Here is an 18904-nt window from a genome sequence, read left to right on the forward strand (position 1 = left end):
CGCGGACGGCCCGAACGGCGACGGTGCGACCGGCGAGGAATCCGTCCCCGCGGAGGTCCACGACGAGACGGAGATCCCCGAGGACCACCCGCGCTACCAGGACCTCGTGAGCAGGCACCGCATCGAGGAGGGCGTCGAGAAGGGGATCACGCACCTCCAGGGGATGCACGCGGAGGGCCGCGGCAGCGCCTTCGACTACCTGCTCGGCGAGGAGACGATCCCGAGCGCCGACGAGGCCGAGCGCGCCGCCGCGGCGCAGTTGCTGCTCGCGGATCACCCGGTGCTCTCGGTCAACGGCAACGTCGCGGCGCTGGCCCCGTCGGAGATGGTCGACCTCGCCGAGGCCGTCGACGCGGACCTCGAAGTGAACCTGTTCAACCGCACCGAGGAGCGCGTCGCGGCCATCGCCGACCACCTGCGCGAGCACGGCGCCGAGGAGGTGAAGGGACTGACCGCCGACGCGCGGATCCCGGGACTGGACCACGAGCGCGGGAAGGTCGACGAGGACGGCATCTACGCCGCCGACGTGGTGCTGGTCCCGCTCGAGGACGGCGACCGCGCGGAGGCCCTGGGCGAGATGGGCAAGACCGAGATCGTGATCGACCTGAACCCGCTCTCGCGCTCCCCGCGGGTCGCCGCGATCCCGATCGTCGACGACCTGCTTCGGGCCGTGCCGAACATCGCCGCCCACGCCCGCGATCTGGCGGACGCCGACGAGGCGGAACTGCGCCGGATCGTCGACGAGTTCGACGCCGACGCCGCGCTGGCGGCGGCTGAACGACGGATCCGCAGCGGCGACTGGGACTGACCCGGCGGCGGACCCTCCGCGCGCTGCCGGGTGGGCCAACGGTTTTGTGAGTTCTCGTGGAACGGCGGAGCATGGCGAAAAACGTCGGCGGAACGGAACGGATCGCGCGAGGACTGATCGGCGCTGCCCTCGTGTTCGTCGCGCTCGGTAGCGGCCGGGGGAAAGCGACCAGACTGGCCGTCCTCGTCGGCGGTGCTGAACTGCTGTACACGGCCGCCACGCAGTACTGCCCCGCGAACGCCGCGCTCGGCCGGGACACGGCGGTCGAGGAGCGCGACCTCGTGGAGATGCCCGCCTGAGCCGGATCGGCTGGGACCTCGCCGTTCGCAGCTATCGCTGTCGTGGCGTTACTGTTCTCGCAGAAAGGGAGAAGCCGATTACGCGGCGGCCATCATCGCGGCGATGAACGACCAGTCGGTTCCGGACTCGGTTTCGTATTTCTTGTGCTCCGCGTTGCTCTCGTTTCGGGGGTGCTTCCAGTGCATACCTCCCCTAATGGCTTGCCACTAAAGAGTCTTGTCTAAATGACACTTATATCACGGTTGTCCACGGGTAATACATATTACAGGCCGCATAGTCCATCAGCGGATGATTTGGTAAGACGGCTCAAACATAAGATATCGTTTAGATAGAGCAACGTCTCCGGCACAGTAGAGGTCCGGGCACCGCCGTCGCGCGGAACAACGCAACACCTTTCAACTATCCTGTGGTAACACTAGGTGGTATGAGCGACCAGAACGAGTTCGACCAGTTCAGCGACGTCGGCGAAGCGGAGGTAACCCGCGCGATCGGTCAGGAGTGGACCGAGGAGTTCATGGACTTCTCGGACAGCGACGTGATCATCGTCGGCGGCGGCCCATCGGGGCTGATGGCCGCGAAGGAACTCGCGGAGCGGGGCGTCCAGACGATGGTCGTCGAGAAGAACAACTACCTCGGCGGCGGCTTCTGGCTCGGCGGGTTCCTGATGAACAAGGTGACGGTGCGGGAGCCGGCCGAACAGGTGCTCGAGGACTTAGACGTCGACTACAAGGAGTCCCAGGACAGCGAGGGGCTGTTCGTCGCGAACGGCCCCCACGCCTGTTCGGCGCTGATCAAGGCGGCCTGCGACGCCGGCGCGAAGATTCAGAACATGACGGAGTTCACCGACATCGTCATCCGCGAGGACCACCGCGTGGGCGGCATCGTGATGAACTGGACGCCGGTCCACGCGCTGCCCCGCGAGATCACCTGCGTCGACCCGATCGCGGTCGAGGCCGACCTGGTGATCGACGCGACGGGCCACGACGCCGTCGCCGTCAACAAGCTCGACGAGCGCGGCGTGCTCGACGCGCCGGGCATCCAGCACGCCAAGGAGCACAACACGGGCATGGACAACACCGGCGAGGACTCCTACGGCGCGCCCGGCCACGACTCGCCCGGCCACGACTCGATGTGGGTCGGCAAGAGCGAGGACGCCGTCGTCGAGCACACCGGCCTCGTCCACGACGGCCTCATCGCCACCGGGATGGCCACGGCGACGACCTACGGCCTGCCCCGCATGGGCCCCACCTTCGGCGCCATGCTCGTCTCCGGCAAGCGCGCCGCCCAGGTCGCCATCGACGAACTCGGCGTCGACGTCGAGGACGTCGACATGACCACCCGCGCCACCCCCGCCGACGACTGACGCGCCGACTCGGTCGACCCGTCCGCGATCAGCCCCCTCCGAGCGGTACTGTCTCCGGACACCCTCACGATTGCACTACGCTTCGGAGCGCGAAACGAACAGCACGATCGGACCCCGCTCGTGTTTTAATTCACCGTTCATTTAACCGGGTTGGGGGATCAGGCACGATGAGCGACGGCAGTAGTGACATCCTCCTATCAGAAAATGGTCGGTCCGCTACTGAACGGCTCGCCCGGAAACCGCGCGAGAGCGCCTCCTCCGAAGTCGTCTCCCGTTCCACTGGCACGAAGTGAGGGGTGAACAGGGTGTCACGTTGATATGTTGTACACTCGGCTTCCATAGCTAAAATCATATTAACAGTTAATTTTTCAATGCTTGCATAAAACTTTATTTATCAATATATTCTACGGTAAATTGCATGTCAGATGAATCCCGAAGGAAGCTCCTGAAGGCGAGCGGCGTCGCAGCAGGCGCCCTCACGATCCCCGGCGCGGCAGCGGCAAGCGGCGGTCCGGGGCTGTCGGGCGACGAGAGGGAGATCGAAATCGTCGACAGAACCGTCGTTACGAGTTCCGGGAGCAGCGAGATCGTCGCTGTCAGCGTCGCTCAGCGGGACGGGGCGCGGACGTATTCGACGAACGACGCGGCGACCGAGAACTACGTCTTCGAGGTGGACCCGGAGGGCGGCTCCGCGTCCTACGCCCGGGTCGAAGCGACGCGGTACGAGAGCCTGACGGACTCCCCGAGCACCATGAGCGTCGAGAGCGCCAAGCAGGAGGCGTCGCTCACGGGCGACGACGACACCGACATCGTCGAGCGGTCGACGACGTGGGGAGAGGACCTCGGTCAGTGTGCGGCGTACAGCGGCCACGATCATCGCTATCAGGCGATCAGCGCGGAGTTCGACCAGCGGCTGAACGACTACAGCTGGACGGCGATCGCCGCCGCGCTGATCGCCCTCGTCGAGTCCGCGCTCCTGAGCGGCGGGATCGCGCTCGTCGGCGGCATCGCGGCGATCGTCAGCGACACCGACACCATCACGTTCGGGGCGCAGGAGTACGACGTCAGCAAGTTCGGGTGGAACCAGACGATGTACAGCGCGAACGTCGCCGCGGGCTGGCGACGTTCGAGGAGCGCGCTGACCACCGTATCCACCGCGCCGACGCATCCCACTCGATGAGGATAATTCGAGGGCGGATCGATCCCTAATAATAAACACGCCTCCCCCACATTTTCGATATCCGATGACCACGACCTCACGACGAACCGCCGACTCGATCCGCGGTTCCTGGCCCCGCATCGCTCTGCTCGTCGCGCTCGGTTCGACCCTCGCGTCGGGCGGCTACCTCTACGCGAGCGCGCAGCAAGTAGCGTCCCTTCCAGTCGCGTTCGCCGCCGCCGGTGCCGCGGCCGGCGCGGCGCTGACGGCTATCGAGGCGAATCACCGTCTGCGGTCGGCGTTCGAGAGCGTCCCCGCATCCGTCCGGACCGCGGCGTTCGTACTCGGACTCGTCACGGTCGTCACGTTTCTGAGCGCCGAGGAGGCGGCGACCACCGGGATCGGGTTCGGCGGCGGCGTCATCGCGACGACGGCGCTCGCGCTGGCGCGGTCGCGGTTACGCGGGTAATCGACGTCGGTCGGGCACCCGAGTCTGGGTGTCAGGACCTACCACACTACCCGAACGCCTTTGCCGGATAGCCGAGAAGCGACTACCGCATGCTTCGAACGACGCACGCACGCCGCAGCAACCGCGGGTCCGGTGTGGCCCGCGGCTGGGTTCCGCGATAGCCGTATCGAGGAGCGAGCGCACTGGTTCTGTCGTATCGTCACGAGTAGACGTAGCACGACGACCGCCGCGAACGGGGGTGAGTCCCGTGCGGCGTAGCGAGGCGTACCTCCCCACCAGCCGCGAGGCCGGCGACCACGATCGGGAGGCGGTCGAGATCGCGCACCGCGCCGGACTGGTCGAACGACTGGGAAGCGGCGTGTACGCGTTTGCCCCTGCTGGCGAGCGCGTCCGGCGGAAGGTGATCCGGACGCTCGAGCGCGAGATGGAGGCCATCGGCGGCCAGCGGATCAGCCTGCCCCAGTTGCAGTACCGGTCCGCCTGGGAGCGAAGCGGCCGGTGGGAGAACTTCGAGGACGAGATGTTCACCTTCGAGAACCGCGACGGGGCGGACATGTGTCTCGCGCCCTCCCACGAGGAGGGCGTCGTGGACCTCGTCGACGGCCGTGTGCGGTCGTACGACGACCTCCCCCTCCTGCTCTATCAGGTGGGCGCGAAGCACCGCGACGACCACGCCAGGAACGGCCTGCTCCGGACGAAGGAGTTCACGATGAAGGATGCTTACAGCCTCCACGCGGACCGCGACTCCCTGGCCGAGTGGTACGAGCGCGTCCGCGACGCCTACCGCCGGATCTTCGAGGCGCTCGGCGTCGAGTTCGTCGTGAGCGAGGCCGACGACGGCGTCATGGGCGGCACCGGCTCCGAGGAGTTCGTCGCGCCCGTCGACGAGGGGACCTGCGAACTGTTGCACTGCGGGGCCGCGGGCTGCCGGTACGGTCTCACCGACGAGCACCCCGCGTTCCACGACGCCGCGGCGGGCGACGACTGCCCCGACTGCGGCGGCGCGCTCAAGGCGAGCGAGGGCATCGAGGTCGGCCACGTCTTCCGGCTCGGGACGCGGTACTCCGAGGCGATGGACCTGACGGTCGATCTGGCCGACGGGACGCGGGTACACGTCGAGATGGGGAGTTACGGGATCGGCGTCACGCGGGTGGTCCAGACGCTGATCGAACAGCACGCCGACGCGGACGGCTGTTGGTGGCCCGTCACGGACCAGGGGAGCGTCGCGCCCTTCGCCGCGTCGGTGATCCCCCTGCGCTACGAGGGCGAGGTCCGGGCGGCCGCGGACCGGATCCACGAGGCCCGCGACGACGTCCTCCTGTACGACGGCGACCGGACCATCGGCGAGCGCTTCGCCGAGAGCGACCTGCTCGGGATCCCCACGAAGGTCGTGCTGGGGAACCGCTTCCTGGAGACCGGCGAGGTCGAACTGGAGTCCCGCGACGGCGAGACGCGGTACGTGGACGTCGAGACGGCGCTGGAGACGGTGGGCCGGGAGCGGCGACTGTAGCCCGCCGGCCGACTGTCCGGGGTCAGTCGTCCCGCCGCCCGAACGCGAACAGGCACGTCGGCGTCTGCCCGGCCGCCCGCGGCGAGAGGTGGTCGGTGACCGCGTCGTCGTAAAACGTCAGTCCCGTCCCGCCGAGGTCGCGATGGGCGTACGTCGCGAGGTAGAGCCGCCCGAGCGTCACGCCGGCCTCCAACTGCGCGAGGCGGTAGCCGCGATTTCCGAGGCGGCCGACCAGCTCGTCCACGTCGGCGAGCAGGTAGACGTTGACGTGCGCGTCGCCGGCCCACGACTGGTCCAGCGCGAGGTGGCGCTTCGTCCGGCGGTCCACGCCGCCGAGACGTTCGATTTCCACGGTCTCCGGCAGGAACTGGTACGTCCCGTCGGGGACGCCGTCGACGCCCGCCGCGAGGACGTAGGCGTCGTTGAACGCGAGGCCGGCAGCCGCGCCGCCGTTCCAGTCGCCGGGGACCCCGCGAGTCGCCCGGTCGAGGACGGTACCGACCTGCCGGCGAGTCGGCCCCTCGTCCGCGTCGAACTCGCGGCAGGAGCCGCGGCGGCGGACGGTGGCGTGGAACGGTCGCGCCGAGGCCGTCTCGTGGTCGACCGGGTCGAGGGCGACGCGCTCGCCGCCCCCGGCGTCGCGCGTGCCGGCCCCCCGCGCGTCGTAACAGCGCCCCCGCCACTCGCGAGCGGCGTCGCCGTCCGGCAGGGCGCTCTGTTCCCAGGCGTCGTGGATCAGCGGGTAGTCGACCGGGTCCGACGAAAGCGGCGTCTCGTCGGGGGCTATCGGGTCGAGCGGGGGAGCGTTCGGCGCGGGGGCGTCCCGGCCGAGCGGCACCAGTTCCAGCGGCGCCTCGTTCTCGGAGTCGACGCCGAGGAGGTCTGCGACCGCGGCGTCGTCGAAACCGGCGACGACTTCCGCGCGGTAGTCCAGCGCGTGGGCGGCCCCGAGCAGGTTCGCGAGCACGGTGCCGGAGTCCCAGAACGCGTGGCGGTAGGTCCGGTCGCGGTACTTCCAGGCGTTGCGCCACCACGTCGACGTGACCGCGACGGTGACGGGGGCGTCCGCCACCGGCGCGTAGTCGCCCGTCGCGTCCGCGAGCGCACCTCGGTAGTCACCCTCGCGGACGACGTCGAGCGCGAACGTCGCCGGGTCGAAGTGGTAGACGCCCGCCGACAGGCCGTCGCAGTCGCCGCAGACGAGATAGAGGTCGACGTGGTACAGCTTTCCCGTACAGGAGGCGGCTCGGAAGCGCAGCGTCCGGCCCTGCCGTTCGATCGACTCGACGACGCCGTTCGCCGCGTAGCACAGCGTCGCCAGCGTCTCGCGGTCCGGCGTCGCCCGCGGGGACTGCTCGGCTCCGGAGAGCGGGTCCGCCATCGCCTCCGCGATCACGGAGAGCGTCGGTGGCTGCGGCGGTCGAACCGACCGCAGCGGTTCGCGCGGCAGGTTCTCGTACGCTTTGTACGGGCGCGGGCGGTTGTCGTGGTCGAGGGAGAAGTCGTCCTCCCGGACGCTTCGCGGACTGTGCTTCGTCCGCTCGTGGTACTCGCGGGCGTCGACCATACCGAGTATACGCTCGGTCTGATGAAAAAACTGCCCGCGGGTCAGTCTCGACGGGTACTCCGAACGATCCTCGGGAAAGCAGACATATTCACATCGTTATATAGGGAAAATATAATAGATTTAAGGTCGGATCCGTAGTCGTCCGACGCATCGCGCTCCGACGGGACCCTCTCGCGGACGCGCGACGGAGCCACAACCCATGTCACGATCCGACGACACGGCGACCGCGGACGAGTCGATCCACCGCGAGTACGTGCTCGACGTCCGCATCGTCGAGTGCGACCCGCACGACGGCGGCGACCCCACGTACCGATTCGAAGCGCCGCAGCACCGGGGGGAGGCGTTCGAGGACCCCGAGCGCGCGGAACTGTACGCCGACGTGTACTTCGACGTCAACGGGTTCGAGGAGGCGGGGACGGGCGAGCGCGGCGTCCCGCCGGAGATCATCCAGGCGGGCCGAGATACGCTCGCCGCCTACTTCCTCACCCAGCCCGGGACGGACGAGAACTGGGTGGCGTCGTTTTTCGGCGTGACCGTAGAGAAGGTCCAGCAGTACGTCGCCTGGGTCGAGAACCGGAGCGAAGAGATCCGTCGAGGAGCCGAGGAGCGAGGGATCGCGTAGCGCTCCCCGTAGTCGCCGTCAGTTCTCCCCGCCGGCCTCTGAGACGAGATCCGTTCGGTCGCTCCCGATCATGCTAAAAAGTGCCAATATATATCTTCATTATGCCTTTTATATAATGGTTCACTAAAGTATACCTATTATAAATTTACTTGTGATGACGTAGAAGGGATCTCTTCGTATGGTAGAATTCACCAGGCGGAAGCTGATGGCGACATCGGTCGCGGCGTCGCTGGGGGCGAGCGTTTCGGGGGTCGCCAGCGCGCAGGAAGACGAGGACGGAGACACGGAGAACGCCCCCTACGTGCAGGGGGAGATCGAGCGGTTCGCACACACCGCACTCGGCGCGGAGGTGACGGGCCCTTTCGTCACGGAGGGGACGCTCATCTTCAGCCTGCAGCATCCGGCCCGGCGCAATCCGGCGCCGTTCGACAGGGGCGGTATCGGCTACGTACGCGGCTATCAGTTCGGCGAGGACGACGGGTTCGACGAACTGTCTATCCCCACGTCGAAAGAGGAACAGGGCAGAGTCCGCGTCGCCGGTGGCGAGTACGAACTGCTCGCCGAGGAGGGCGACAACATCGCCAACGACGAGGACCTGGGGATGCCGGAAACGCCCGGAGGGCTGGCCATCGACCAGTTGGCGGGCTCGCGGTACGGCGACCTGGGGTACAACCCGGACATGAACCAGTTCGTCGCCACGGGCGACGACGGCGGGAACGACGGCAATAGCGGGAACAAGGGGAACGGCGACAACAGCGGCAACGACGGCAATAGCGGCAACGACGGCAACAACGGAAACTCCGGGAACAACGGGGGCGACGGCTACGCGGGCTACCTGTTCACGAACTTCGAGAACAGCCCCGGCAACGTCGTGCGGACGCCGATCATCCGGAACGACGACGGCACGTTAGACGCCGACCTCGACAACGCGATCAACCTCGCCAACACGGACGCGCTCCGCGAGATCGGCGGTACGCGCATCAACTGTTACGGCGATCTCACACCGTGGAACACGCCGGTGACGGCCGAGGAGGAGTACGCTCACCCGCGCGTGACGGGGCCGGCAACCGTCAGCGACATCGTCGACCAGGGGACCGGGGTCGGCCTCCGCGGAGCGAGGGAGTTCTGGAACCGGCCGAACCCGAGCGAGATCCCGGGTGCGCTGGAGGAGTACTACGGCGACGATTCCTGGATGCCGCAGGGGTTCTGGGCCCTCGGCGGGGTCGAACTGCACGCGTACTACCTCGGAACCGAGAAGAACGACCAGGTGAGCGGGTTCGATCCGGACAACAACACGGACCCGATCGGGGAGGGCTACCCGAACCCCTACCGGACCGGATACATCACCGAATTCCGGGACCCGACGGCGGAGGAGCCGACGCCGGTGAAGTACTACGTCGGCGGCCGCGCCGCCTGGGAAGCGCCGGACTTCCAGGAGGACGAACGGACGGTCTATCTCAGTTCCGACGGCGTCAACAAGGGGTTCTACAAGCTCGTCACCGACGAGCCGATCCCGAGCTACGACGACCCGATGGCGATCAGCGGGACGCTCCACGCCGCGAAGGTGACCAATCAGGACGCCGCCGCGAACAAACCGCCGGCCGAGGTCGACCTCCAGATCGAGTGGATGGAACTCGGCAGCGCGAGCAACGCCGAGGTGGAGTCGTGGATCGCCGAGTACGACGACGTGAACCAGCAGACCTACCTCGAGACCCACGCCGAGACGAGCTGGGACGAGGACCTCGAAGCGGCCATCGCGGAAGCCGATCAGGAGGTCGCGGAGAACGGTAACCAGAACTACGTCACCGATCAGGAGGTCCTCGACTGGGCCGAGCAGTACCAGAACAACGGGCCGGACGGCGTCGACGAAGAGCTCCGGCGGGTCCCGTTCATCGAGACCCGCGCCGCGGCCAAGGAGGTCGGCGCGACCGTCGAGTTCCGCAAGAGCGAGGGGATCGACAGCGTCGAAGGGGCCGGCCCGGGCGACTACGTCTATCTCGGCATCTCCGAGGTCAACGACGGCATGAGCGACGACCAGGGCGACGTACGGGTCGACCGCGTCGACGGCGGCCTCGTCTATCGCGCGGAGATCGAGGAGGACTACAACATCTCCACGCTCGAACCCGTCATCGTCGGGCCGGACGGGACCGACCCGGCCGACGTGGCCGACGACGCGCTGCTGAACGTCGACAACGTGTTCGTGATGGACGACGGCCGCGTCCTCTGCTGCGAGGACGCCAGCCAGTACGGCCGCTCCTACCCGAACGACTGCATGTACGTGTACACGCCGAACTGACGAGGGCGTGGGTCGGGAACGGCGATCGCGTCGTTCGCGCCCGCCGTTCTCTTTCGCGGGACCCGTCCGTCGACGCGGTTCGTTTAACTACCCGGTAGTACAACTTTGGTGTATGACCACCGACGACGCGGTCGAGCGGATCTCGCTCTACCGCCCGCCGACGTACGACGGCGCGCCGCCGGTCGACGCCGACGAGGTCGCCGACTGGCTCCGCGAGCGCGTCGACGCCGACGTGGCGGTGCGCGACCGCTTCCTCGACGAGCACCGAACGGACGACCTCCCCGAGGCCTTCGCCGAGGCGCGCGTCCTCGACCCGCACGACCCCGACACCGGGAACACGATGCTCGGCATCGTCCGCTACGAGGAGCGCGCGCTCGACCACCCGGAGCGCGAGGGCGGCGTGCTCTACGACGGCCTCGCGGTCCAGCGAGCCCTCAACGCGGCGCTCCCGCAGGCGGAGCGCTCGCTCGACCACGTCCACGTCGCCCTGCTGGACCGAGCGCTCGGCACGTGGGGCGACCACGACGCGCGCTGGCACAAGCGGGTGAACGTCCTCGGCCAGCCAGCGCTCGTGTCGGTGCCCGGGCTGTACGAAGCGCCGGCCAAGCCCGAGCGGTACTACAAGGAGAAGCAGAAGCACGCGATGTTCGCCGGCGACGCCCCGCCGCGCGAGGTGCTGGAGAACCAGGTAGAGGGGGAGTTCCTCGTCGAGAACGACCCCAGGACCACGGCGGCGCTGAAGGGGTACGTCCTGCAGGCGGTCCACCTCGCGGCGACCGGCGAGGGCTTCTGCGACGACGAGCGCTGTCGGCTGTCGAACCCGCACCGACAGGAGGGCGTGGTGAAGGCGCAGTTGCGGGAGCCCGAGTTCTGCACGAGACACGCCGAGTTGTACGAGGCGGGTCGAGTGCAGAGCTGAGAAACGGTGTTTCGCGTGTTCTGCACGAGACACGCCGAGTTGTACGATCCGGACCGAGCGGAGAGTTGAGAAACGGCGGACGCCTTACTCGACGGTCACGGTGACGTTCCCGTCGTCGCCGGTCACCGTCGCGTCGAGCGACTCGGGACCGACCGTCAGCGCGACCGTCTCGTCGGCGACGCGCTCGACGGCGAACGCCGCGTCGACCTCGTCCCCCCGTTCGTCCGCGAACGCCGTCAGCGCCGGTTCCAGTTCGTCGGCCTCGGCCGCGTCGTCCATGCGAAGCACCCAGGCGTAGGCCTGCTCGTCGCCCGCCATGCCGACCACCTCGTCGGCGCCCCACCCCGCCGCGGCCTCGCGTGCGACGGTGTCGTTCAGTTCGCTCTGGAGGACGATTCGCGCGGTGAGTTCGCCGAGGGTGTCGTTCTCGCCCTCGCGCCACTCGTCGCCCGTCTCGGCCGCGACGGAGAGGTTCCGCGCGGGCTCTTCTCCGGGCGTCAGGTTGTGAAGCAACTGTTCCGTCGTCCGCGGGTAGTCATCGTACGCGCGCTCCAGTTCCGACGGGTCGTCGACCTGCGCGGCGACGTACCGGCTGCCGAAGTAGTACCGGGCGTAGAACAGCCGCTCGGCCGGGTCGCCGTCGGCGTATCGCTCGGCGACGCGCTCCGACTGCGCGGGCGCGTCGAGATATCGTTCGGTGTAGGCGTCGGTGACGTACACCGCGCCGCCCTCGACGAGCGCGAGGCGGGTCTGGAGCAGGTCGTTCGTGAGCCGCGGCCGGTCGAGGGCGTCGAGCCACGGCAGCATGTTCGCGTTGAACTGCGTCGCGTGGACGAACTCGTGGACCAGCACCTGCTCGACCCGCGCGGGCGTGCCGTTCGCGGGGTGGACGAAGACGGCGCCGCCGGTGGTCGTGGTCCCGCCCGGCCGGTCCGCGTCGAACGACGCGTTGCCGACGCCCAGCAGGCGGAAGAACTCGTACCGCGAGGGGTCGTAGCCGCGCCGCTCCGTCAGGTTCCGGACCTCGACCGGGCGCGGTTCGACGTCGGTGCCGAGGAGGGACTGCACGCGCGCGCGTACGCCGCGTCCGCGTCGACGTCCAGCGATCCGTTCTGCACCGGCACGTCGTATCCGCCGGCGTCCGTCCCGTTTCCGTCGCTCCCGTCGGTCGCGGTCGACGTTTCGTTCGCCGTCTCCGGGGCGTCAGTCGTCGCGCCGTCGTCCACGAACGGGGCCGAACACCCCGCGGTCACGATCAGCAGCGCGAGGAGGGCGGCTGCGGTCCTCATTGTATTCTGCGCCTCAGGAACCCGTAAATAAAACGATGTCGCTCGATGCAGAGTATCACGCGACCGGCGGCCGGGAACGCGGCGACGCGGTCGCCGAACCGACGGGCGCAGCGAGCGACGACGGCGCGGGGAGTGCCGCTGATTCGGCGGCCGCGGCGTCGCCGACGGCGACCGCCACCTCGCCCGCCTTCCCGGCGGCGCTCGCGTTCTCGACGAACGCCTCGGCGCCGGCGAAGACCACGACCGTCTCCGGCGTGACCCGCTCGACGCGGAACGAGATGTCGGCGTCGTCCGCCCGTCGGTCGGCGTAGGACTCGAACGCCGCCTGCGCCTCGTCGGCCTCGTCGGGGGAGTCCCAGCGGAGCGCCCACGCGAGCGCCGCCTCGTCGCCGGAGGCGTGCTCGTAGACGAACACCCGATCGTTCCCCCACCCGGCCGCCGCGGCGGTGGACACCCCCTTCGAGAGCTCGCTCCGGAGGACGATGCGGGTGACGAGTTCGCCTTTCGTGTCCGCTCCGGTCCGGTACCAGTCCCCCGTGTCCGCGGCTCCGAGTTCGAGCTCTGCCGGCGGTTCCGCAGCCGGCGTCCGCCCGTGGAGCAGTTGCTCCGTCGTCTCGGGGTGGTCCTCGTACACGGACGACAGCTCGTCGGGCGAGTCGACGCTGTCGGAGACGTACTCGTAGCCGAAGTAGTAGGGGGCCCAGAGGTAGCGGTTCCCGGCCGGGCCGCGCTCGTACTCCGCGGCGACCCTGCTCGACTGCCGGGCCGTCCCGTCCTGGAACCGCTCGGCGTAGGCGTCGGTGACGTACACTGCGCCGCCCTCGACGAGCGCCTGCCGGGTCATCGCGTAGTCCGTCGTCCGCCGGGTGTACGCCACCGAGTCGAGGTCGGCGGTCATGCCCGACCGCATCTGGACGGTGTGGGTGAACTCGTGGGCGAGCACCCGCTCCACCTCGGCGTCGGACGCGTTGCGGGTGGTGATCTGTACCTGCCCGTCGGCGTAGGTGACGCCGCTGGCCCCGTCCGTCGCGTAGTCCGTCTCCTCCAGACCCATGATGTCGAAGAACTCGCGCTCGGCGTAGTAGCCCGCGCCGGAACTCCGCGACGATCCGTCTATCACCGTCACCGTCCGCGGCCGGACGTCCGTGCCGACGAGGGCCTGCACGCGGGCGAACGTCCGGTTGGGGTCGACCGGGAGCTCCCCGCCCCTGACGGGCACCGAGTACTCGTCGGCCGCCTCGACCGCGGTCGTCGTGGGCCGCTCCGTCGTCGCGGTCTCGTTCGTCGCGTTCCCAGGTTGCGTCGTCCGGAAGGCGGCGCCGTCGGCGGCGCATCCGGCGAAGACGAGGGCGAGAGCGACGGCGAGGGTGGCGAGGGCCCGACGAGTCACCATACCACAGTGTACGACAGCGCGACCAAAAGGATACCGTCAGACGGGGGTCTCGCCGGGCGGAGCCCGCGGTTGCACGGCGGTCAGGCGATCCGTCCGCCGGAGAGGCGGATGATCCCGAACCAGTGCTCCTCGTGGGCGACGGCGTCCGACCGCGCCCGGAGCGCATCCCGCGCTGCACGCACGCGGTCGGTGAGGTGCACGTCCGGCGGGTCGTCGTAGCGGAGCGTCAGGGTCGGCGGCGTCGACAGCACCGTCACGGCGCGGAAGGCGGCGTTGATCGGGGCCGCGTACGACCGGTCGCTCCGCGCCGCGTTGAGGAGGACGACGTGCCCGCCCGGCCGAACGAGGTCGCACCAGTCGTCGACAGTCCCGGCCGGGTCCGCGAACATCCCCACGACGAACGTTGAGAGGACGCCGTCGACGCCGCCCGCGACCGGCGGCCGCGTGGCGTCGCCGCGGACGACGTGGACGTTCTCCCAGCCGCGGCGATCGACCAGCCGCCGCGCGCGGTCGAGGATGGGGCCGGTGAAGTCGACGCCGACGACGGTTCCCTCCGGGCCGACCCGCTCGCGGAGGTACGGGAGGTTCGCGCCGGTACCGCAACCCATGTCGACGACGGTGTCGCCGGGCGAGAGGCGCAGCGCCGCGGCCGCGCGCTCGCGCAGGCTCGCGACGCCCGGCGTATGCAGGGCGATGCGGTCGTACAGCCCGGCCCACCGGCCGTAGAACGACTGGGCCGACGCCATCTCAGACCAGGCCCTGCACGCGCTCGGCGACCGTCTCCGCGTCGGGACCGAGCATGTAGACGATCGGTTCCACGCCGTACCCGCCGGTCTGGTAGAGCACGTCGGCGTCAGGCGTCTCGGCGAGCGCGTCCGTCACCGCCTTCCGGACGTGTTCCTCGCCCTCGAACTCCGCGGTGACGAGGCCGTGGGCCTCCAGACGCTCGACCAGATCCGGGTCGTAGCGGACGTTCAGCGCGGCGTTCACGTCGCGCCCGGCCTCGCGCGCGGAGAGCAGCACCGTCGCGACGTGCTCGCTGACGCCGAACTCCGGCTCGCTCGGCACGGTCGTGCGCCCCTTCACGTCGAAGATGCGACCGGGGACGCCGGCCACGTCGTCGAGGTCGTCTGCGTCGGGCGTGCAGACGACGAGGTTCGACCCGACGTTCGGGATGAGCGCGGCGAACCCGCTCGTGTTCTCCAGACGGCGGAGGCCCCGGCGGAGCGAGGCGAGGACGCGCTCGGTCGTCCGGAGCTCGCTCTCGGGGTCGTGGATGCTGAAGTCGCCGCCGTACTCTGCGAGCTCCGGGACGGCCTCCTCGTGCATCTGGGCGAGCACGTCGCCGTCCTCCAGTCGCCGGATCAGCACCTCGGCCTCGACGAGGGCCTGTACCGGGCGCATCCCGCCCTCGGTCAGCCCCTCGCCGACGCGCTCGACGAGCTCCCGGACGCGCTCGTCCCGCATGAATTCCTCGCGGCGGGCGACGTCGCCGTGGGCGTACTTCGAGACGGCGGACTGGCTGATGCCGAGCGCCGACGCGACCTCGCTCTGGGTGAGGCCGCGGTCGCGCAGGTCCTCGGCCAGCATCGACCGGAACGTCGGGAGGAACTCCTCGACGACGATCTCCTCGACGAACTTCATTGGTCGCCTCCGAACTCCCGGTCGCCGCCGATCCGGGACGCCTGCGGCCCGTCCTGGTCCTGGTACTTCGATCCGCGGCCGCTGCCGTACGGGCGCTCCGCGGCCGACTTCAGCTCCGTGAAGATGAGCTGCGAGATGCGCATTCCGGGGGTGAGCGCGACCGGTGCGGTGCCGAGGTTCGAGAGTTCGAGCGTGATCTGCCCGCGGTAGCCGGGGTCGACGACGCCCGCCGTCGCGTGCACGACGATGGCGAGGCGACCGAGCGACGACCGCCCCTGTACGTGCGCCAGCAGGTCAGCCGGGATGTCGACGCGCTCCTTCGTCGTCCCGAGGACGAAGTCGCCGGGGTGGAGGATGAACTCCTCGCCCTCGTCGACGACGGTCTCCGACACGTACTCGTCGACCTCCCACTCCGCGTCGGGGTGGATGCAGGGGATGTTCGTGCGCTGGAACTCCAGGAACTCGCGGCCGAGTCGGAGGTCGATGCTGGCGGGCTGTATCTGCAGGTCGAGGTCCTCCAGCGGCTCGACGACGAGGTCGCCCTCCTCGAGCCGGCGGAGGATGTCCGCGTCCGAGAGGATCATACCGGGAAGGAGCGAGCGGAGGGGCCTAAATTCCTCGGTCCGGCCGCCGGGCGGACCCCTCTTTCGGACTCCAATGCAGGGTTACGAACCGTCGGCGATCGATCCAGCAAACCGGGTCAGTTCGCTCGTTGCGGTCGGTTCGACGACGTTCGCCGCGGGATCGTAGTCGACGACGAGAACGGCAACGGGCTCGCCACGTTCACCGGGGCTCTCGTTCGCCCGCGATCCGTGCCACGGGGTTTATCACCCTCAATGGCTTCTTGGAGCGCATGAACACCGGATCGGGGTCAACGGCCGGGGACTTCTGGGACGACCCCGACGACGACGTGGCGCTCGGACGGTACCGAGCGCTCGTGGATACGATAGACGACGGGGTCTACCAGCTCGACGCGGACGGACACTTCGTCGCGGTCAACGACGCGGTCGTCGAGATGACCGGCTACGAGCGCGACGAACTCCTCGGCGAGCACGTCTCGCTCCTGCTCGCCGACGCCGACGTCGACCAGATAGAGCGCGACATCGCCGAGCACGTCGCCGAGGGCGTCGAGCTCGCCACCTTCGAACTCGCGATCCGAACCGCAGAGGGGGAGCCGATGCCCTGCGAGCTCCGGATCAACCCCCTCGTCGACGGCGGCGAGTTCGAGGGATCGATCGGCGTCGCCCGCGAGCTCGTCGATACGGACCAGCAACTGAAGACGCTCGGCTCGGCGCGGACGTCGTACAAGTCGGTCACGAACGTGCTCGACGAGGCCAACATCGGCGTCGTGGTGCTCGACGACGCGCACGAGATCAGGTGGATCGACGAGACGATCGAGGAGTACCTCGGGCTGGAGTACGACGCCGTCGTCGGCCGAGACAAGCGAGCGGTGATCGACGAGACCCTCAAGGAGAAGTTCGCCGCCCCCGAGTCCTTCGCCCGGACCGTCCTGACGTCGTACGAAGACGGCAGTTACGTCGACCGGCTCGAGTGCCGGATCGCGGCCGACGACCTCGAAGAGCGATGGCTCGAGTACCAGAGCAAGCCGATCGAGTCCGGCGAGTACGCCGGCGGGCGGGTCGAACTCTACTACGACATCAGCGACAGGAAGCGGTCCGAGGGCGCACTGCGGGAGAGCAGGGAGGAGTTTCGCTCCCTCGTGGACGCCGTCGAGGAGTACGCGATCTTCCGTCTGGACCCGGACGGGCGCGTCATGAGCTGGAACGAGGGCGCGCGGCGTATCAAGGGGTACGACCGCGAGGAGATCGTCGGCGAGCACTTCTCGGCGTTCTACACCGAGGAGGACCGTGCGGCGGGCGTCCCCGAGCGGAACCTCCGGGTCGCGCTGGAGACCGGTTCGGTAGAGGACGAGGGGTGGCGCCTCAGGAACGACGGCACGCGGTTCTGGGCGAACGTGACGATCACGCCCGTCCGCGACGCCGGAGGCAACCACCGCGGCTTCCTGAAGGTGACCCGCGACATGACCGACCGGCGGCAGCGCGAGGAGGAGCTCAAGAGCGAGCTCCAGCGGGTGTTCAGCCGGATCTCCGACGCGTTTTACGCGGTCGACGAGGAGTTTCGGTTCACGCACGTCAACGAGCGCGCCGAGGAGCTCCTGCAGCGCTCCGAGGAGGACCTGATCGGCGAGAGCCTCTGGGACGTGTTCCCCTCCGCCGGCGAGGTCGACGAGGTCTGGGACGCCTTCCACACGGCGCTCGAAACCCAGGAGTCGACGAGCTACGAGCTCTACTACGACACGCTCGGGTTCTGGGTCGAGGCGAACCTCTACCCCTCCGAGACCGGCATCTCCGTCTACTTCCGCGACGTCACCGAGCGCAAGGAGCGCGAGCAGGCTCTGGAGGAGTCCGAGCAGCGCTACCGGACGCTCACCGAGCACTTCCCGAACGGTGTCGTCACGCTGTTCGACCACGACCTCGAGTACACGCTGGCGGCGGGGCAGGGCTTCGACAGGATCTCCCAGGACCCGGACGACATTGAGGGGAAGTACTTTCGAGAGGCCTGGGACGAGGAGACCGTCGCCGCGCTCGAACCCGCCATGGAGGCCGTGCTCGACGGCGAGGAGCGGACGATCGAGCTCTCGTACGCCGGCCGGGAGTGGGTACTCCACGCGGTCCCGATCACCGACGCTCGGGGCGACGTGTTCGCCGGGGTGACGATGGCCCTCGACATCACCGAGCGCAAGGAGTCCCAGCGCAGGCTCGAGGAGACGATCGCCCAGCTCGAGGAGTCGAACGAGCGCCTCGAACAGTTCGCCTACGCCGCCTCCCACGACCTGCAGGAGCCCCTGCGGATGGTGTCGAGCTACCTGCAGCTCGTCGAGCGGCGCTACGCCGACGAACTCGACGAGGAGGGGCGCGAGTTCATCGAGTTCGCGGTCGACGGCGCGGACCGGATGCGGAACATGATCGAGGGCCTGCTCGAGTACTCCCGCGTGGAGACGCGCGGGGAGCCGCTCGTGCCGGTCGACCTCGACGCCCTCCTCGAAGACGTGCTGGAGGACCTCCAGATCCGGATCGAGGAGGCCGACGCCGACGTACGGGCCGAGCAGCTCCCCCCTGTCGAGGGGGACGCCAGCCAACTGCGACAGGTGCTGCAGAACCTGCTGAGCAACGCCATCACCTACAGCGGGGACGAGCCGCCGGAGATACGCGTCGCGGCGGAGCGGGAGGGCGACGAGGTGGTCGTCTCGGTCCACGACTCGGGCGTCGGGATCGACCCCGAGGACCAGGAGCGGGTGTTCGAAGTGTTTCAGCGCCTCCACGGGCGCGAGGAGCACTCCGGCACCGGGATCGGGCTGGCGCTGTGCGAGCGGATCGTGGAACGCCACGGCGGCGACATCTGGGTCGAGTCCGAGCCGGGCGAGGGCGCGACGTTCTCCTTCGCCCTCCCCGCGGCCGAGTCGGACGAGCGGTGACGGTCGACGACCGAAACGGCCTCGGCCGCGCTCGGACGACCGCTCCCGGCGGTTTCTCGCGGGCGCGAT

17 protein-coding genes are annotated in these 18904 nt (G+C 68.9%); 10 read left to right on the forward strand and 7 right to left on the reverse strand.

Translation table 11 applies throughout. The features are described from left to right. The first annotated feature begins 73 nt into the window (after nt 1-73). From D8670_RS09075 to D8670_RS09100, 6 genes are all read left to right on the forward strand, one after another. Nucleotides 74-808 carry a 4-phosphopantoate--beta-alanine ligase gene (locus D8670_RS09075; RefSeq protein WP_205596920.1) on the forward strand — a complete coding sequence of 245 codons (735 nt, stop codon included), beginning with the start codon at nt 74-76 and terminating at the stop codon, nt 806-808. Between the two features lie 71 nt (nt 809-879). After that, on the forward strand, nt 880-1107 hold the full coding sequence (locus tag D8670_RS09080) for a YgaP family membrane protein (protein ID WP_121817797.1): 228 nt from the start codon (nt 880-882) through the stop codon (nt 1105-1107). Nucleotides 1108-1532: 425 nt separating this feature from the next. After that, nucleotides 1533-2471 carry a sulfide-dependent adenosine diphosphate thiazole synthase gene (locus D8670_RS09085; RefSeq protein WP_121817798.1) on the forward strand — a complete coding sequence of 313 codons (939 nt, stop codon included), beginning with the start codon at nt 1533-1535 and terminating at the stop codon, nt 2469-2471. A gap of 418 nt (nt 2472-2889) precedes the next feature. Next, entirely contained in the window at nt 2890-3651 is a 762-nt protein-coding gene (locus D8670_RS09090) for a hypothetical protein (RefSeq protein ID WP_121817799.1), read from the forward strand. 64 nt (nt 3652-3715) lie between these two features. Beyond that, on the forward strand, nt 3716-4099 hold the full coding sequence (locus D8670_RS09095; RefSeq protein ID WP_121817800.1) for a hypothetical protein: 384 nt from the start codon (nt 3716-3718) through the stop codon (nt 4097-4099). A 247-nt stretch (nt 4100-4346) separates the two neighbouring features. Next, nucleotides 4347-5609, forward strand: a complete 1263-nt coding sequence (locus tag D8670_RS09100; protein WP_121817801.1) for an aminoacyl--tRNA ligase-related protein — start codon at nt 4347-4349, stop codon at nt 5607-5609. A gap of 22 nt (nt 5610-5631) precedes the next feature. On the opposite strand, the gene D8670_RS09105 is transcribed toward D8670_RS09100, so the two are convergent. Beyond that, on the reverse strand, nt 5632-7176 hold the full coding sequence (locus D8670_RS09105) for a SagB family peptide dehydrogenase (RefSeq protein ID WP_121817802.1): 1545 nt from the start codon (nt 7174-7176) through the stop codon (nt 5632-5634). Nucleotides 7177-7375: 199 nt separating this feature from the next. Between D8670_RS09105 and D8670_RS09110 the strand changes: the two genes are divergently transcribed. The 3 genes from D8670_RS09110 (at nt 7376) to D8670_RS09120 (ending at nt 11013) form a co-directional block, all read left to right on the forward strand. Further along, nucleotides 7376-7798 carry a hypothetical protein gene (locus D8670_RS09110; RefSeq protein ID WP_121817803.1) on the forward strand — a complete coding sequence of 141 codons (423 nt, stop codon included), beginning with the start codon at nt 7376-7378 and terminating at the stop codon, nt 7796-7798. A gap of 178 nt (nt 7799-7976) precedes the next feature. After that, a complete protein-coding gene (locus D8670_RS09115; protein WP_205254067.1) occupies nt 7977-10094 on the forward strand; it encodes an alkaline phosphatase PhoX in 2118 nt (705 codons plus the stop codon). 112 nt (nt 10095-10206) lie between these two features. Continuing rightward, nucleotides 10207-11013, forward strand: coding sequence for a DUF7001 family protein (locus D8670_RS09120; protein ID WP_121817805.1), 807 nt, complete (start codon nt 10207-10209; stop codon nt 11011-11013). An 84-nt stretch (nt 11014-11097) separates the two neighbouring features. Here the strand turns inward: D8670_RS09120 and D8670_RS09125 are convergent, their stop codons facing one another. From D8670_RS09125 to dcd, 6 genes are all read right to left on the reverse strand, one after another. Further along, the gene (locus D8670_RS09125) at nt 11098-12081 is read right to left on the reverse strand and encodes a hypothetical protein (RefSeq protein WP_121817806.1); all 984 of its coding nucleotides are present in this window, start codon (nt 12079-12081) and stop codon (nt 11098-11100) included. Then, nucleotides 12024-12302 carry a hypothetical protein gene (locus D8670_RS09130; RefSeq protein WP_121817807.1) on the reverse strand — a complete coding sequence of 93 codons (279 nt, stop codon included), beginning with the start codon at nt 12300-12302 and terminating at the stop codon, nt 12024-12026. Before D8670_RS09130 ends, D8670_RS09125 begins: the two co-directional genes overlap by 58 nt. A 55-nt stretch (nt 12303-12357) precedes the next feature. Beyond that, entirely contained in the window at nt 12358-13695 is a 1338-nt protein-coding gene (locus D8670_RS09135) for a hypothetical protein (RefSeq protein WP_121817808.1), read from the reverse strand. 80 nt (nt 13696-13775) lie between these two features. Further along, nucleotides 13776-14441 carry a class I SAM-dependent methyltransferase gene (locus D8670_RS09140; RefSeq protein WP_121817809.1) on the reverse strand — a complete coding sequence of 222 codons (666 nt, stop codon included), beginning with the start codon at nt 14439-14441 and terminating at the stop codon, nt 13776-13778. A gap of 1 nt (nt 14442) precedes the next feature. Next, a complete protein-coding gene (locus D8670_RS09145) occupies nt 14443-15339 on the reverse strand; it encodes a thiamine-phosphate synthase family protein (RefSeq protein ID WP_121817810.1) in 897 nt (298 codons plus the stop codon). Next, nucleotides 15336-15923: a dCTP deaminase gene (gene dcd / locus D8670_RS09150; RefSeq protein ID WP_121817811.1), complete on the reverse strand. Its 588-nt coding sequence runs from the start codon at nt 15921-15923 to the stop codon at nt 15336-15338. The genes D8670_RS09145 and dcd overlap by 4 nt, the downstream gene beginning before the upstream one ends. Nucleotides 15924-16192: 269 nt before the next feature. On the opposite strand from dcd, the gene D8670_RS09155 reads away from it, so the two are divergent. After that, a complete protein-coding gene (locus tag D8670_RS09155) occupies nt 16193-18835 on the forward strand; it encodes a PAS domain S-box protein (protein ID WP_121817812.1) in 2643 nt (880 codons plus the stop codon). The last annotated feature ends 69 nt before the right edge of the window (nt 18836-18904 follow it).

Source organism: Halostella limicola (assembly GCF_003675875.1).
GTDB lineage: Archaea > Halobacteriota > Halobacteria > Halobacteriales > Natronoarchaeaceae > Halostella > Halostella limicola.